The 15748-nt window shown below is 68.8% G+C and carries 12 protein-coding genes; 6 read left to right on the top strand and 6 right to left on the bottom strand.

Going from position 1 to position 15748, the window contains the following annotated elements:
* Nucleotides 1–270 precede the first annotated feature (270 nt).
* Nucleotides 271–837 carry a DUF488 domain-containing protein gene (locus KEG38_RS34235; protein ID WP_272424415.1) on the top strand — a complete coding sequence of 189 codons (567 nt, stop codon included), beginning with the start codon at nt 271–273 and terminating at the stop codon, nt 835–837.
* Nucleotides 838–908: 71 nt separating this feature from the next.
* Nucleotides 909–1466 carry a class I SAM-dependent methyltransferase gene (locus KEG38_RS34230; RefSeq protein WP_272424413.1) on the top strand — a complete coding sequence of 186 codons (558 nt, stop codon included), beginning with the start codon at nt 909–911 and terminating at the stop codon, nt 1464–1466.
* 17 nt (nt 1467–1483) lie between these two features.
* Here the strand turns inward: KEG38_RS34230 and guaD are convergent, their stop codons facing one another.
* A complete protein-coding gene (gene guaD / locus KEG38_RS34225) occupies nt 1484–2851 on the bottom strand; it encodes a guanine deaminase (RefSeq protein ID WP_272424411.1) in 1368 nt (455 codons plus the stop codon).
* 513 nt (nt 2852–3364) lie between these two features.
* On the opposite strand from guaD, the gene KEG38_RS34220 reads away from it, so the two are divergent.
* Nucleotides 3365–6118, top strand: coding sequence for a sensor histidine kinase (locus KEG38_RS34220; protein WP_272424410.1), 2754 nt, complete (start codon nt 3365–3367; stop codon nt 6116–6118).
* Between the two features lie 334 nt (nt 6119–6452).
* Here KEG38_RS34220 and KEG38_RS34215 read toward each other — a convergent pair whose 3' ends face one another.
* From KEG38_RS34215 to KEG38_RS34200, 4 genes are all read right to left on the bottom strand, one after another.
* Nucleotides 6453–8210, bottom strand: a complete 1758-nt coding sequence (locus KEG38_RS34215; RefSeq protein WP_272424409.1) for a hypothetical protein — start codon at nt 8208–8210, stop codon at nt 6453–6455.
* Between the two features lie 112 nt (nt 8211–8322).
* Entirely contained in the window at nt 8323–9177 is an 855-nt protein-coding gene (gene bamD / locus KEG38_RS34210) for an outer membrane protein assembly factor BamD (RefSeq protein WP_272424408.1), read from the bottom strand.
* A complete protein-coding gene (locus tag KEG38_RS34205; RefSeq protein ID WP_272424406.1) occupies nt 9174–9749 on the bottom strand; it encodes an RNA polymerase sigma factor in 576 nt (191 codons plus the stop codon). The genes bamD and KEG38_RS34205 overlap by 4 nt, the downstream gene beginning before the upstream one ends.
* Before the next feature lie 58 nt (nt 9750–9807).
* Nucleotides 9808–10812: a hypothetical protein gene (locus tag KEG38_RS34200; RefSeq protein WP_272424405.1), complete on the bottom strand. Its 1005-nt coding sequence runs from the start codon at nt 10810–10812 to the stop codon at nt 9808–9810.
* Nucleotides 10813–11293: 481 nt separating this feature from the next.
* Here KEG38_RS34200 and KEG38_RS34195 point away from each other — a divergent pair, with 481 nt between their 5' ends.
* Nucleotides 11294–12259 (top strand): D-2-hydroxyacid dehydrogenase family protein, encoded by a 966-nt coding sequence (locus KEG38_RS34195; RefSeq protein WP_272424403.1) that lies wholly within the window; start codon nt 11294–11296, stop codon nt 12257–12259.
* 457 nt (nt 12260–12716) lie between these two features.
* A complete protein-coding gene (locus KEG38_RS34190; protein WP_272424402.1) occupies nt 12717–14144 on the top strand; it encodes a hypothetical protein in 1428 nt (475 codons plus the stop codon).
* Between the two features lie 6 nt (nt 14145–14150).
* Here the strand turns inward: KEG38_RS34190 and KEG38_RS34185 are convergent, their stop codons facing one another.
* A complete protein-coding gene (locus KEG38_RS34185; protein WP_272424401.1) occupies nt 14151–14591 on the bottom strand; it encodes a DUF2267 domain-containing protein in 441 nt (146 codons plus the stop codon).
* 235 nt (nt 14592–14826) lie between these two features.
* On the opposite strand from KEG38_RS34185, the gene KEG38_RS34180 reads away from it, so the two are divergent.
* Nucleotides 14827–15729, top strand: a complete 903-nt coding sequence (locus KEG38_RS34180) for a response regulator (protein ID WP_272424399.1) — start codon at nt 14827–14829, stop codon at nt 15727–15729.
* Nucleotides 15730–15748: the final 19 nt, after the last annotated feature.

Below are 15748 nucleotides of genomic sequence, written 5' to 3'. Positions count from 1 at the left end.
CGGATGAACCTCATCCGACACCTGATCTCGCGGCGCGGATCAGGGATAGAGCGGGCGCGGCAACACATCGACGGCCGGGTGCCAAAGGAAACGCAAGACCGCATCAAGGTACATCATCCTGGCAGGCTCCCTTTCGCCCCGGAAGCGAGCGCCTCGAACAACGTCCGCATCGCCTTCGCCTGCGCAGCCGGATCCCTCATGGATGGCTTCCGACCGTGGTGGGTTTCATCGCGGCATTGACACGCTGTCCCTCCACGGCATGCTGCCGAGGTGTCCGCCGCGCCCATCCCCACCATCTACACGATCGGCCACGGCACGCGCAGCCTGGAGGAGCTCGTCGAGACGCTCGGCGGCGCCTCGGTCGCCCGCCTGTTCGATGTCCGTCGATACCCCGGCTCCCGCCGCAACCCGCAGTTTGGCCGGGACGCCCTCGCGGCGTCGCTGCCCGGCCTCGGCGTCGAATACGTTTTCCGGGGCGAGGAGCTCGGCGGCAGGCGGCGGCCGAAGCGGCCCTCGCGACACCCGGCCCTCGAGGACGAGGGGTTCCGGGCGTACGCCGATTACATGGACGAACCCGCGTTCGAGGACGCGCTCGAGCACCTCGTCGGCGACGCGCAGCAGGGTGGGCCGCTCGCCGTGATGTGCGCAGAGACGGCCTGGCAACGTTGCCACCGGCGCCTCATCGCGGATGCGCTCGTCCTCTGCGGCGTTCCCGTCGAGCATCTGCTCTCACCCACGCGCCGCGAGCCTCACCGCCTCACGCATGGGGTGCGCGCGGACGAGCACGGGAGGCCGGTGTACGACATGGGCCAAACGACGGAGCTGTTTTCCCGGTGAGCCCCGTGGAACGCCTACGGATTGACGGAAGGATGCGAATCTGATCGAATGCGCGGCGGAGGAACCTGCACGTGGCAGACGCAGATCGGCAGAAATGGGACGCGCGGTACGCAGCCGAGGGGGCGCCGGACGAGCCCTCCGCCTGGCTCACGTCGCTCGACGAGCATTTGCCCCGGGAGGGGCGCGCGCTCGACGTCGGGGGTGGGGCGGGGCGAAACGCGATTTGGCTGGCCAGGCGGGGCCTTCGGGTGACGCTCGTGGACATCTCGCCCGTGGGCCTTTCCGTCGCGGAGAAGCGCGGGCGGGAGGCGGGCGTCACGATCGAGACGCTGCGGCGCGACCTCGAAGAGGAGCCCCTGCCCGAGGGCCCGTGGGACGTGATCCTGCAAAGCCACTACCTCGAACGCCCGCTCTTCCGGCAATACCCGCGCCTGCTCGCGCCGAATGGGCTCCTCGTGGTGGAGCATCCGACGCGGTCGAATCTGCTACGCCATGCCAGACCGGGGGCTGCGTTCTTGCTCGAGGACGGCGAGCTGCCGTCTCTCTGCGCGGGGCTCTCGATGGTCCGCTACGAGGAAGGGTGGACCGAACAAGGCAGGCACGACGCGAGGTGTTTGGCGACCATGTAAACCTCGTCCCCGGAGCGTCAGCCTGCCCCGGCGACCCGTCTCCCGGCGACCCAGATTTCGGCGAGATTGGCGCGGGAGGCCGTGTAGACAATCTTCGCGAGGATATCCTCCGGCTCGTCGAGCTCTTCGAAGAGGCGAATCGTGCCGTTCGGGGCAGTGGTGTCGACGAGGACGGCGTCGAAATGGCAGCCGGGCGCGAAGCGACCGACCGGGAGCTCGAGCGCGTCGCCACCCGCGGCGGTCGCGAGATGGAAGGCGTCGCGGATGTCGATGCGGGACGAGGGCCGGCCGCGCGTCTCCGGCGGCAGCGCCGGGTCGACACCACTCTCCAGCATGCGCGAGGTCACGACGGCCATGCGGCAGGCGTCGAGCATGGAGGCGCTCGGGCCGCCCGAAATGTCCGTACCCAGGCCGACGCGGACGCCCTTTGCAAGCGCCGCACGGAGCGGGAAGGCTGCATTCGAAAAATAGGCGTTCGACAGGGGACAGTGCGCGACCCCCGAGCCGCGGGTGACGATACGGGCCATGTCGTCTGCGTTGATCAGATTCGCATGCGCGAGAATCGATTGTCGCGTGAGGAGGCCGAAGCCATCGAGGCATTCGGCGTCCGTCACCCCGTGGCGGGCGAGGACGTAGCCGTGCTCCCAGTCGCTTTCGGAGCAATGGGTCTGGACGTGACAGCCGCATTCCCTGGCGATGACGCCGAGGCCCTCGAGCATCGCGTCGGTGCAGGAGGGTACGAATCGCGGCGTCACGACGGGGTGGACGAGCCCACCCTCATTCGCCGGATGGGTACGAACATACTCGATGAGTGATCGCGTGCCTTGGAGGCCGGCCTCGGTCGAGGCGTCGCGGTAGAAGTCCGGGCATTCCTGCGGGTTGTCCATCGCGACCTTGCCCACGAGGGCGCGCTGGCCCTTTTCCAGGCAGATGTCGACGAGGAGGCGGGTCGCCTCCTGATGGATCGTGGCAAAGTAGAGAGCCGTCGTGGTGCCATTCGCGAGGAGGTCGGCGACGAGCATTTCGTAGGCCTTCCGCGCGAAGGCAGCGTCGGCGTAGCGGGCTTCCAGCGGGAAGGTGTGGCGCAGCCAGATTTCCAGCGGCACGTGGAGCGCCTTGCCGAGCTGCGGGTATTGCGGGGCGTGGATGTGGAGGTCGACGAAGCCGGGGATCACGTAGCAGCCAGCGGGAAGCGTCACCAGCGTGCCGGCCATGGACGCAGCGATCCGGGCGCCTTCGTGGCGGGGGTCGCCCGACCTGATCACGGTGGCAATCCGTCCAGCCTTGTCGATCTCGACGAGGGCGTCCTCCAGCACCTCGAGGGTGCCGAGCACAGGCGCGTGGAAGAAGGTGCCGGCGAGGGTCTTGCCGCGGAGGTCGGTCATTCGGCTTTGCTCTTCGTAGCACGCCCCGCCCAAGCGCTGAGCATCGGTCTCATCACGAGGCGTCGCGCCGGGGCGCTGCCCCGGGCCCCGCGGGGGCTGTTCGCCCCTCGACCCGAACCAGGGCAAGCCCTGGACCGTTCGTGGAAGAACTGCGCGATGCGCAGTTCTTCCAACAGGCCGGTGGCAAGACCAAGGACGGCGTTGCCAGTCGGCAGCGCGGCTGTCTTGATGGGCAAGGTCGTCGTTGGTCTTGACCTGGCCTGTTCGATGAACTGCGCATCGCGCAGTTCATCGACCCCGGGTCCAGCGCTTGCGCTGGTCCGGGTCCAGGGGCGGACAGCCCCTGGTGGGGCCTGGGGCAACGCCCCAGCGCAGCGCCTCGATGAGAGCCGTCCGCCGGGGCGGGCTATGACGTTCGATCCGCAGTCGGCGTGACACGCTGCCGTGAGCATGTTGTATTGGGAGCGATCTCCACGCGCTCCTCCGAGCGGCGGGGCGCAACAGGCAAAAGATATGTTGGAGGCCGACGAGGTCATTCATTCCGACAAGGGCATTTCCACCGGTCATGTAGACGTTTTCGCGAAGCTTGCGACGGGTCTCCTCCGCAGCACGAGCGAGCCCCGGGACGCGCACCGGCTCGCCGTGGAGCTCGTGGCCACGGCGCTCGGCGGGGACGTGACGCTCGTCTACGGCCTCAGCGGGGACGCGCGAACGCTCGCGCTTTCGGCGCATCGCGGCGCGCCCGAGGCGCTCCTCGACCGCGTCGGCTCGCTCCCGCTCGAATCGGCGAGCCTGGCCGCTCACGTGGCGCGCACGCGGAGGGCCGCGGACGTCGATGTCGCAGCCAAGGACGTCCCCTCGGACATCCACGCGGCCGCGGAGCTCGGCTGCGGCCAGCGAGCCCTGGCGGTGCCGCTCGTCTCCGAGGAGCACCTGTTCGGCGTGCTGGTTTGCTTCACGCCGCGCGCCGAGAACAGCCGGGATCGGTCGTTACCCATGCTCTCGGCACTCACGAGCCTCATCGCAGCCTCGCTGGCGTCCGCAACCCGGGCGACCGCGGAGACCGATTGGAAATACCGGCGGCTGTTCGAGCACGCGCTCGATTGCATCGTCATCTGCGACGACGCAGGGCGCCTGGTCGACGTCAACCCGCGCGCCTGTGAGCTCCTCGGCGCGTCTCGGGACGAGCTCTTGCGGGGGAACGTGTTCGATCTCCGGCCCCCCGAATGCAGGGCCGAGGCCCGGGCGAACTGGTCCGAATTCCTCAGGGTGGGGCACTGGGCAGCCGAGGGCACGTTTTTGCGCGCCGACGGCAGCACGTTCGTCTGCGAATTCAACGCGCAGGCGCATTTCGTTCCGGGCAGGCACATGGGCATCCTCCGGGACGTCACCGCGCGCAAGCAATCCGAGGAGGCGCTTCGTCAGAGCGAGGAGCGCCTCGCCCGCGCCCAGCGGATCGCCCACGTCGGGAGCTGGCAATGGGAGATCGACCCGGACGAGGCCTCGTGGTCGGATGAATGCTGCCGCCTCTTCGGCCTGCCTCCCGGGACCGAGACGAGAAGCTACAAAAAGTTTCTCTCGATCGTGCACCCGGATGATCGCGCGAACGTGGACGAGGCGGTTCGGCGAGCCCTCGACGGGACGCGCATGTATTCGCTCGATCTCCGCGTCGTGGTCGAGGACGGTCGGGAGCGGATCGTGCACGTGGAAGGCGACGTGTTCCGCGACGAAAAGGGGTGCCCGATCCGGATGTGCGGGACGGTCCTGGACGTGACGGAGCAGCGCCGCGCAGAGACGGCGCTCCAGAAGAGCGAGCTCCTCTTCCGGCAGGTGCTCGAGGCCTTGCCGGTCGGCGTATGGGTCTCCGACGAACGGGGCCAGCTCGTGCTGGTCAACCCCGCCGGACGACGCATCTGGGGCGGGGCACGGCTCGTCGGCCCGGAGCGGTTCGGCGAATACAAGGCATGGTGGGGCGATTCGGGCAAGAAGGTCGAGGCCGACGAGTGGGCGATCCTCCGCGCGCTACGGAACGGCGAGAGCGTGCAGAACGAGCTCGTCGCAATCGAGGCGTTCGATGGCACCCACAGGCTTATCCTGAACTCGGCCGCGCCGGTGCGTGATGCGGAGGGGCGAATCCTCGGGGCCTTCGTCATCAACGACGACGTGACCGAGCAGCGGCGGCTCGAAGCGGAGCGCGAACGGCTCGTCGAGGCCCTCTCGACCGAGCGACGCTGGCTGCGGGCCGTGATCGACGGGTCGCCCATCGGCATCGTGCTCTGCGAGCTGGAGAACGGGGCGCGGTACGTGATGAACCGGAGGGCCGAGGAGCTGCTCGGCGTGGCCAACTCGGATCCGGACGCGCTCGGAAAGATACGGAAAAGGCTCCGCCTGCCAGATGGCACGCCCGTGCCCCGAGGGGACCTATCGATCGAGCGGGGCATGCGCGGCGAGGTGGTGACCGGGCGGGAGATGCTCATCCGTGCCCCAGACAAGCCCGACGTGCCGGTCCTGACGAATGCGTCGCCCATTCACAGCGATGCGGGCCAACACCTCGGAACCGTCGTGACCTACGAGGACATCACGCCGCTGAAGGAGCTCGAGCGAATGCGGCAGGAATGGACGAGCGTGGTGGCCCACGACCTGCGCCAGCCAGTCACGACCATCACGACCCTCGCGTCGATGCTCGCACGCTCGTCCGCCGACCCCACGGCACGCCGCCGCGCCGAGCGGATCGTCGAGAGCGCAGAGCGGCTCGGGCGCATGATCGGCGATCTGCTCGATCTGTCGCGAATCGAGGCGCACCGGCTGGAGCTCGTGCGCGCGCCGACCGACATCCCGGAGCTGCTCGCGCACGTCATCGAGGCAAGCGGCGACCGCGAGCGTGTCACGCTCTCAATCTGCGGCGATCTTCCCGTGGTCTCCGTGGATGCGCAGCGGCTCGAGCAGGTCGCGGAGAACCTGCTCTCGAACGCGCTCAAATACGGGACGCCCGGGACGCCCATCGAGGTCGTCGCGGAGAGGCGCGGCGCCGAGATCATGGTGGCGGTGCGCAATCAGGGGCCAGGAATCGTGGCCGAGGACATGCGCACCCTGTTCGAGCGATTCAAGCGGGGGCGCGCGCAGGGCGGGTCGATCAAGGGTCTCGGGCTCGGGCTTTACATCGTGCGGGGCCTCGTGGAGGCGCACGGCGGGCGGGTCCACGCCGAGAGCGTCCCCGGAGAGTCCACCACGTTCACGTTTTCACTGCCCATCACCGAGGGCGGCTGAGCAAACCGTCGCGCTGGGGCGTTGCCCCAGGCCCCACCAGGGGTTGTCCACCCCTGGACCCGGACCAGCGCAAGCGCTGGACCCGGGGTCGATGAACTGCGCGATGCGCAGTTCATCGAGCAGGCCGAGGCAAGACCAGCGAAGGCCCTGCCAACCGAGACCGCCATGACGGGCAACGCTGTCTCTGGTCTTGCCGCCGGCCTGTGGGAAGAACTGCGCATCGCGCAGTTCTTCCCCAAATGGTCCAGGGCTTGCCCTGGTCCGGGTCCAGGGGCGGATAGCCCCTGGTGGGGCCTGGGGCAAAGCCCCAGCGCAGCGCCTCTGAAAGCGCAGCTCAAAGCCGGCTCGCCATACGCTCCACGAGGGCCTGGATTGCCGGGCGGTACGCGTAATCTGGAGCGCTCGTGTCCGTCAGTTGGGACGGGCAGATCGAGGTGAGCACGCCCTGGTTGCCCACGCCCTCGATCACGCTCATCGTCCGGGGGCTTGGGTAGGCCTTGGCTGCGACTTGCAGCGTGCGCGCGCCGCCGTCGTTCGGGTTTGGCGCGCAGAGTGGGCTGTCGTTGTCGTCATTGAAGCAATCGCACGGGATCGAGCTCGCCTCGTCGCTGCAATCGCGCGGCTCGACCAGGGGGAAGGTGCAGGCGTATTGTAGATCCTCGTTGTGCGTGGTGCGGTCGCCTCCGTTTTTGGCATTGCCGGCCGGGACGCCCGTGCGTTGCGCGACGGACTCGATCATGTACGGGTTCGATGGCGGCGTGCTCGTCGCGGGATTTCCGAGCAGGGCGCTCCAGCCCCCGTTCTGCGCGAGCTCCTCCGCGTTCTTGTAGCCGGCTGCGAGGTTTGACGGGTCCCGCGCGATGTCTTGCCAGGGAACGCCGACGATGCCGGCCACGAAGACGAGCCCTGGATCGCGGATCGTCTCGTTTGTATCGCTCAGATCGAGGTCGGAGAAGATGGGGTTTGGGACGACGTCCCCCGCGCGCGTCGTGACTGTGGGCTGGGTCAAGGCGTTGATGTATCGATCCACGGGGTGGAGGAAGTCGATCCCGAAGCGGCGCTTCTGGTCGAAGCAACGCAGATTGACCGGGTCCTCGTCCGTGCTCAGCCTGGCGATCCCTCCGGATTCATTGAAGCAGGTCGGATCGACGGGGCAGTCGCCGGGATCCTGACCGCATGACTTGCAGCACGGGTCGTTCGGGTTCGTCGCGCATTCGCTGCGCGGCCGCGGCAGCGTCTCGGGCTCCGCGACGAGGTAATGAAGGCCCGTCTCCTTGATGGAGCAGTCGTTCTCGTCGGTGAGCGTCAGGATCACGAGCATCGAGTCGGGCCGGAGGAAATCGCGGCGCTGCGCGAGCAGCTCGACGTCGACCCCCTGGGGCGTGGCCTCGAAATTGACGACACTGATTGACTCGTAAGGCTCGGGGTCGGCGAGGAAACGATACCAGCTCTCGAGCTGCGACTCGTATCCGCAGCCGATCTGCCCGACGCCGCGGATGATGTCGGAAAGGTCTTGTGCGAGCTCGCCCGCGTTGCTCGGGGGCGAGAGCACGCCGATGGGATCCCAGAGAAGAAACCCCTTGTTCTCGTAGGTCGGCACCTCCGGCGTGACGCCGCACGCGTCGGCGCGCGTGAGCAGGTGGCCCTTGTCGTTGTTCGTCAGGTTGGGGTTCGGCGCGCAGGTCAGGTTGTTGCTGTCGACGTCGGGGCAAAGCTTGCCGCCGCGGCTTCCGAGGCTCGAGCTGATCACGCCGATGTGGATGTCGGTCACCGGCACGTGCCTTCGCACCTGGCCCGCCGGGCAGGGTTCGACGGCCGTCGACGGCGTCGACACCACGACGCCGTTCGCGTCCACGCACGGCGGGTTCGCGATTGCTTGCACGAGATCCTCGGTCGCTTTCGCGAGGACCTCCTGCTTGTCGGCCATGGACCGTGAATTGTCCACGACGAGCAGAAGATCGATTTTGTCCGCTTCGGGGAGCGGCGGATCATTGCTGCCGCCGCCCACGTCGACCACGCCCTGGCATGCGATGCCCGTCACGCCGAGGCCGAGGATACACGAAAACAACGCCATTGCAGATCGCTGGCCCATGACATTCTCCTTTGCACGCGGCGCCGCCGGACATCGGCCGGCACCAGGTTCGTGCGAGGTGGGTGGAGCGAGGCGCCGGGCGCCATTTCAAAAAAAGATGCGCTCGGTGGTTTTATCGGACGAAGCTGCGGAGCTTCTTGGCGTGGGCGCTCGTCGGGTGGGCGCGCAGGAAGGCGGCGGCGCGCTCGGAGGCGGCGGCGGTTTGGCCGGCCCGGGCGAGGGCCTCGATGGCGAGGGCCTCGCGCTCCTGCGCGAGGGTGCCGTTCGGAAAACGATCGCCCATGGCTTCGAGTTTTTGCAGGGCGCCCGCCGTGTCGCCGGCCCGGAGCGCCGCGCGTGCGTCCCCGAGGGCCGTGCGCTCTTCGCGCAGACGGCTCGCCCGCTCGGCGTGCGCGGCGGCCGCTGGATCGACAGCGGGCGAGGGGGCAGGGGGATCGACGCTCGCCGAGGGGACGGCGGCCGAGGCCCTTCGTGGTGGCGCGCTCTTCGGAGGCTCGTCCTCCGTGGCCGGAGGGGGCGCGGGCGCGGCTTCGGGCGGCGGCGGGACGTCCGGCTCCGGCGCGCGGGGCGGCTCGATCACCGCTTCGGCCGTGGGCTCGATCCTCGGCGCAGCCGGCGGCGGCTCCTTCGCGGGTACGAATGCCGCGACGGCGCCTGCGACGATCGCCGTGCCGAGGAGCCCCACCAAAAGTCCTTTCGCGGCGCCGATTGCCCCCGAGGCGCTGGCCGTCGACGAGCTCGCGGCCGCCTGGGCCGGCGCTCCCGCAGGCGCGCCCGTGCTGCCGGAGGCGCCTCCGCTTCCGCCATCACCTCCGCCTCCACCGGGGCCGATCTTCGCGCTCAGCGCGGCCCAGATCGCATCCTCGGCGCCGGCCGGCGGGTCCATGTCGAGCCCCGCTCGAAGGAGCGCACGCTCGTGCGGCGCGGCGTCCGCGCCTTCCTCCATCCATCGCTTCGGGTCGCTCATCGCTTCCCTCCTGCCTGATTCGTGAGGGCGTTCCCCGGGACCTTCGGGGACGGGGGCACGTAAAATCGGTCGCGCGCCTGCGAGCGCGCCGCGCCTCGCCGGAAGGCCTCGCGGGCGAGCCGCAGGCGCGAGTAGACCGTGCCCAGGGGTAGCTCCAGCGTCTGGGCGATGTCCTCGCCCGTCATGCCTTCGAGCTCGAACAGCGTGAAGACCGCGCGTTGATCGAGCGGCAGCTCGTCGAGCAGCGCTTCGAGCTGCGCGAGCTCGCGCCGGCGCTCGGCCTCTGCGGCGACGTCGGCGCGCTCGTCGGGCGTGTGGAGCAAGGGTTCGTCGCCCCCGTCGCGGCGGTCGGCGGCGCGGGCGGCCTTGCGCCGATCGCCAGCGACCCGGAAGCAGATGCCGAAGATCCAGGTGCTCATCTTCGATCGTCCCTCGAACTCGGGCAGCCGCCGGTGAACGACGAGAAACACGTCCTGCACGGCGTCGGGCAGGTCGCTCTCGCGGATCCCGAGGCGGCGGAGGGAGCGCCAGACGAACGGGAAGTGCTCGTCGTAGAGCTGCCGGAAGTTCATGGAGTGACAGCGTCCGCGGTCATGGCCCTGGCTGGGTGGAGGCAGGGGCGGTTCGCCATCACGGAATCGTCCAGCGGAGGCCAGCGCCGAGATATCCGCTCAGGGGTGTGGGCTGGAAGGCCGTGACGGGGATGGTCGGGGCATCGGGGTCTGGGGCCGTGGGCACGTCGACGGTGAAGGCGTAGGAAAGGAGCGGGACGGCGACGCCGAGGCGGACGGACCAGCCGAGGCGGCCGGCGAGGGGTCCTTCGAGCATCCCGGTGCCGCCGAGGGCGATCCAGGGGCGGGTGCCCGCGCGGTTGGCCTCGAAGCCGCGGCCCTCGCCGTGGACGGCGCCGAGGAAGGGCTCGGCGCACAAGGAGACGCGGACGCCGCGGGGCGGGTCGACGACGGCGCCGCAGGCCCGCGCGGTGGCCGCGACGAGCCAGAGGCGGACCTGGCCAGGGGCGACGTCGAGGGTGGTGCCGGGGAGGCCGAAGACGCCGACGCCGAAGGAAGCTCTGCCGAGGCGGAGAGCGACCTCGCCGCTGACGGCCGGGGAGAAAGGCGTGAGGAATCCAGCGGTCGCGGCGGCGCCGAGGTGGAAGGAGAGGTCCCAGGCGGCCGGGCGCGGAGGCGGAGGCGGCGGCGGCGGCGGCGGCGGTGGCGGTGGCGGTGGCGGTGGCGGCGGTGGCGGTGCCGTGGGCTCGCTGTCGAGCAGGATGGCCAGGGTCAAGGCGAGCGCATCGGCGAGCTCGGCGCAGGTGGATCCCGGGTCGGAGAGATTTCGGGTGAGGTCACCCGCCTTGAGCGTCGCGGCGTACCCGTCCTCCGAGCGGACGACGTGCACCTCGTACACGGGGGCCGACGGATCCGCGCCTTCCGGGTCGAGTGCGGGGCGCTGCATCTGGCGCTCGACGGCGGCGGCGAGGGCTCCGGCGTCGGGACAATCGGCCGCTTCGGGCGCGCGCTCGACCACGAGGCGGGGCAGGGAGGCCGCAGAGGCTCCGGGGACGGCTGCGAGCGTGGCGAAGAGGGCGAGCGCCGCGGGCAGGGAAGGTGAGAAGCGGCGCAAGCAGGACATGGGGGAGCCCAAGGCGGGCGCCATGGTAGACGAAAACCGCGACGGGGCAGCCGAGCGCGCTGAAATCTGTGGAAACGCGCCCCGAAACGAGGAAACGCGCGTTTCTCCTCTTCTCAACGCGTCCGGATCCGGTCGCGGGGTACATTGCCACGTCTCGCAACGCGCCCGCTCGTCCTCCCAGGAGCGTTTCCCGTCCGCGCAACGCTTCTGGACACGCGGACGGGCGCGTTTCCCGTCCGGGAAAACGCCTCGGCTCCGGGGTCCGGGCCGGTTTCCCCATCTCGCAATGCTGCCGGATCCGCCGCGGGGGCCGTTGCCCACGCGCGTACCCGCACCGCGACGGCGGCGGGGATGTTTCCCCTTTCCGGGAACGACCGTTGCGCCGCTTCGCGGTCCATTCCCACCCGGATCAGCCCGAATCGGGCCGTCGATTCGGTGCTTTGTCGTACGCGAAGGCGGGCGTTCCTACTACGCTGTACGCATGACCGTGAAGAACCCACCGAAAGTCGCCATCCTCGATGACTACCTACGCGTGGCGGAGAGCCTCGCGGACTTTCGCCGTCTGCCGCCAGGCAGCGAACTCGTGGTGTTCGATCGCCACATCACGGATCGGGACGAGCTCATCTCCGCGCTCCGCCCGTTCGACGCGATCGTGCTCATGCGGGAGCGGACCCCATTCCCGGCGTCGCTCCTCGAACACCTCCCGAACCTGCAGCTCCTCGTGACGACGGGCGCGCGAAACGCGTCGATCGACCTCGCAGCCTGCCGCGCGCGCGGGATCACGGTCTCAGGTACACGCTCGGTCGGCACGCCGACAGCGGAGCTCACCTGGGGTCTGATCCTGGCGCTCGTGAAGCGCATCCCGGCGGAAGACCAGGCGCTCCGCGCAGGAATCTGGCAGACAGGGCTGACCGAGGGGCTCGCCGGCAAGTGCCTCGGCCTGGTCGGGCTCGGGAAGCTCGGAACGCAGGTCGCGCGCGTGGGGCAAGCGTTCGGGATGGAGGTGGTGGCCTGGAGCCCGAACCTGAACGACACGCGGGCCAAGGCGGCGGGGGTAAAACGCGTGGAAAAGGCCGCGCTCTTCGGGACGGCGGACATCGTGAGCCTGCACCTCGTGCTCGGCGAGCGGACGCGCAGGATCGTCGGCGTGGAGGAGCTTTCCTCCATGAAACCCTCGGCATATCTCGTCAACACGTCGCGCGCGGGCCTCGTGGACATGGAGGCACTCCTCGGCGTGCTGGACGCGAAACGTATCGCCGGCGCCGGGCTCGACGTGTTCCCGGAGGAACCCTTGTCACCGAAGCACCCGCTACTCGGCCTGCCCAACGTCGTCCTGACGCCGCACCTCGGCTACGTGACGCGGGAAAACTTCGCCGTGTATTACCGGGACGCTCTCGAGGACATCCTCGCATGGCACGCAGGAGCGCCCCTCCGGCTCCTGACCTGACATTCCCGCTGGGAGGCGCTGCGCTGGGGCTTTGCCCCAGGCCCCAGCAGGGGCTATCCGCCCCTGCACCCGGACCAGCGCAAGCGCTGGACCCGGGGTCGATGAACTGCGCGATGCGCAGTTCATCGAACAGGCCAGTTCAAGGCCAACGACGACCCTGCCCATCAAGACCGCGGCGCTGAGGATTCAACTGGCAACGTGCCCGTCGCCAGCGGGCAATGCACCTTCCTGGTCTTGCCACCGGCCTGTTGGAAGAACTGCGCATCGCGCAGTTCTTCCACGAACGGTCCAGGGCTTGCCCTGGTCCGGGTCGAGGGGCGGATAGCCCCCGCGGGGCCCGGGGCAGCGCCCCGGCGCGGCGGCCCCAAGAAGAGACCAATGCTCAGTCCAGAGGGAGATCGCATTCGTGAGAACGACGTTCCTACTTCTGTAGGCGGCACTGCGCTACGATGGCCCCATGACGAAACTTCGATTCTTCCTTGTCGCCCCCCTCTTCGTCCTCGGCTGCACGGAAACGGCCCAAGAAATTCCCCCGCCCGCTCCCACGCCGACCTCCGTGTGCGGCGAGATGCTCGACCTCACGTTCGGCACGGCGGAATCACGAACCAACCTCGCAGGCCTCTCGGTCGCGGTCGACGGCGCGTGCAACACGATTCTCGTCGGCATGACGCAAGGCTTGATCGATTTCGGCGGGGGCTACCTCGGCAGCGAGGACGCGCCCGTGGCCTTCGTGGCGAAATTCGACGCCAGCGGCAAACACGTCTGGAGCCGCGGGCTCCCGAACGGCGCGGCGTTCGAAGGAAAGGACGTCCTCGCCCTGGACCCCCAGGGCGGAATCCTCCTCGCCGGGAGCTTGCGCGCCGACGTCGACCTCGGGGGAGGTCTGCTCGGCGGCGAATACGTGCGCGCGAATCATCCGTTTTTGCTTCGGCTCGACGCGGACGGCAACCACGTCTGGAGCCGTCGCCTCCCCGGGAACTTGCCGGACGATGTCAATTACAGCGGAGGCTTTGCCCGCGTCGTGGAGGGCGTCACGTTCGATTCCGAGGGCAACTTCGTCATCAGCGGCAGGTTCGTCGGCACGCTCGATCTGGGCGGCGTCACGGTGACGAGCGTGCCCGAGGCGTGGGACGAAAACTTCGTGAACTACAAGCCCGACGTGTTCGTCGCGAGATACGACACGAAAGGCGAGCTCCTCTGGGCCAAGAAGTACGGCGGCGACACCTCGGACTACCCGGCCGGGCTCGACGTGACCCCGGCCGGCGAAGTGATCTTCGTGTATAACCAATTCAGCCTCCCGGAGGCCGCTGGGGAGCCGATAGGCTTGCACGTGAAAAAGTATTCTCCCGACGGCGAGATGCTCTGGAGCAAGGTCTTCGAGGATTCGGTCCTGGCCGGCTTCCGCGGCAACGTGGCCGTGACGGACGACGGCGGCCTCGTCCTGGGCGGGGAGGGGCAGCTCGTCTTCGGCGGCATCGGCACGTTCGGCCCGGCTTTCGTGGGCCGGCTCGATTCGAAGGGCGATCCCGTGCTCGGCGTCTCGGTCACAGGCAATACGGCCGCCGTGGTCACCGCCGTGGCCCCCGAGGGGAGCGGCGGCGTCCGCGCCGTCGGCTGGTTCGAGGACACGCTGCTCGTGCACGGAAAAACCATGGCCGGCTCGAACGGCGGGCTCGACGGGTTCGACGTGCACGTGGAATGGGACGACACCGCGAACACCGTCTCGACCTTCGGCGCCGAAGCGGACGAGCTCGCCCTCGCGATGGCGCAGAGCAAAGACGGCGATCGGGTGATCGTGGGCGTCGAGGGGCCGCTCGTGCACCTGGACGAATCCCTCTCGCCGTATTCGCAGGGGACGCGCATCTTCCTGCGCCGCCGCAGGTAAAGCGCATCAAGCGGCCACGCGGCGCGGGCCCCAGAGCTCCCAGATCTCCGACGGGAGCTGGCCGCGGATGTGCTCGATTTCCCCCTGAGGGAGCAAGGCGCGCACGCCTTGCAGCACGGCCCGCGCGACGAGCTCGGCCTCGCCGACCTCGATTCGAAGGTGATCGGCGAGCAATCGCAAAAACTCCCCCCGATCGAACACATCACTCTCGAGCCCGCGGTGTGCCGCGCACGGCTGCACGAGGGTCTGGAGCGCCTCGGGCAGGCTGTTCGCGAGATCCTGCGCCTCACCTTTGCTCAGCCTTCGCGAGAGCACACAAAGCACAGCCGCGGCAGCCTCGGGCGTGCGTACCTTTTGCGGCAACCCGCCAACCTGCTCGATGTGCTCGACGATGCGCCGCGACACGGGATCGATCCGCGCGCCGCCCTGAGGTCCCTGGTTTGCCATGTGGCTCCTCCCTTCTCGCTGAACGAAACGCTGCCACTGCAAAGGGGCAAGCGTGGTGCCTGGAGCCGATGGTGTCCCGCACGCCCGCGGACCAGCGTGCCTGTCCGGCATTCGGGTCGCCCCTTCGCGAAATGTTTGCGCCGCGCAGTGTCTTGCGAGGCGCGTGCGCGTCGCATATCGTCGCGACGGCTGAAAGACGGTGGGGAGGATGGCTGACCTCATCGAAAGGTAGAAGATGACCGGTGCTCTCGATGGGTTGGTGCTCGTCGTCGACGACAATCACGTCGACCTCGACGTCCTCACGATGGTTCTCCAAAACGAAGGGACCGAAATCGCCGTGGCGACCGACGGTCGATCCGCCTGGCAGATGCTCGGCGAGGAACGGCCAGACCTCGTATTCCTCGACGTGAACCTGCCAGACGTGAATGGCTTCGAGCTCTGCCAACGAATGCAAGCAAACCCCGAGACCAAGGACGTGCCCGTCATCTTCATGACCGCACTCTCCGATCGGGAAAGCAAGCTGAAGGGTCTACGCATGGGCGCCGTGGACTACATCGGCAAGCCCTTCGACGTGGAGGAGCTGCTCGCACGGTTCCGGCTGCATCTGTCGCTCTGCAAGACCACAAAAGCCCTGCGCGAGAAGAACGCCGAGCTCGACGACGCGCGGACCCGTCTCGAGGCCGAGCTCGCCGAGCGCCGAAGCGCCGAAGAAGAACGCACGCGGCTCCACCAACAAATCATGGAAGCCCAGCGCGCACGGCTCCTCGAGCTCTCAACGCCACTCGTGCCCATCTCCGAGGGCATCCTCGTGATGCCGATCGTCGGCGTGATGGACGAGGACCGAACCACACAGATGCTCGACGCCGCCCTCCAAGGCGCCGCCGAAGCAAAAGCCACGTTCGTGATCGTCGACCTCACAGGCCTGCGCAGCTTCGACGCACGCGTCGCCCCCATACTCCCGCGTCTCCGCGACGGCCTCGCACTCCTCGGAACCCAGATCGTACTCACAGGCATCTCAGCCGAAGCCGCCCGCGCAATCATCCACCAAGGCATCGATCTGAACCGCATCCCCACACGCGCCACGCTAAAGGAAGGCATCCGCCTCGCCACACGCGAGCGCAACGCCTCCGTCCGCTGACGGGGCGGGGCGGGGGGGG

It is taken from the genome of Polyangium jinanense (assembly GCF_028435265.1).
GTDB classification, from domain to species: Bacteria; Myxococcota_A; Polyangia; order Polyangiales; family Polyangiaceae; genus Polyangium; species Polyangium jinanense.
This window is presented reverse-complemented; position numbering and strand designations above follow the sequence as displayed.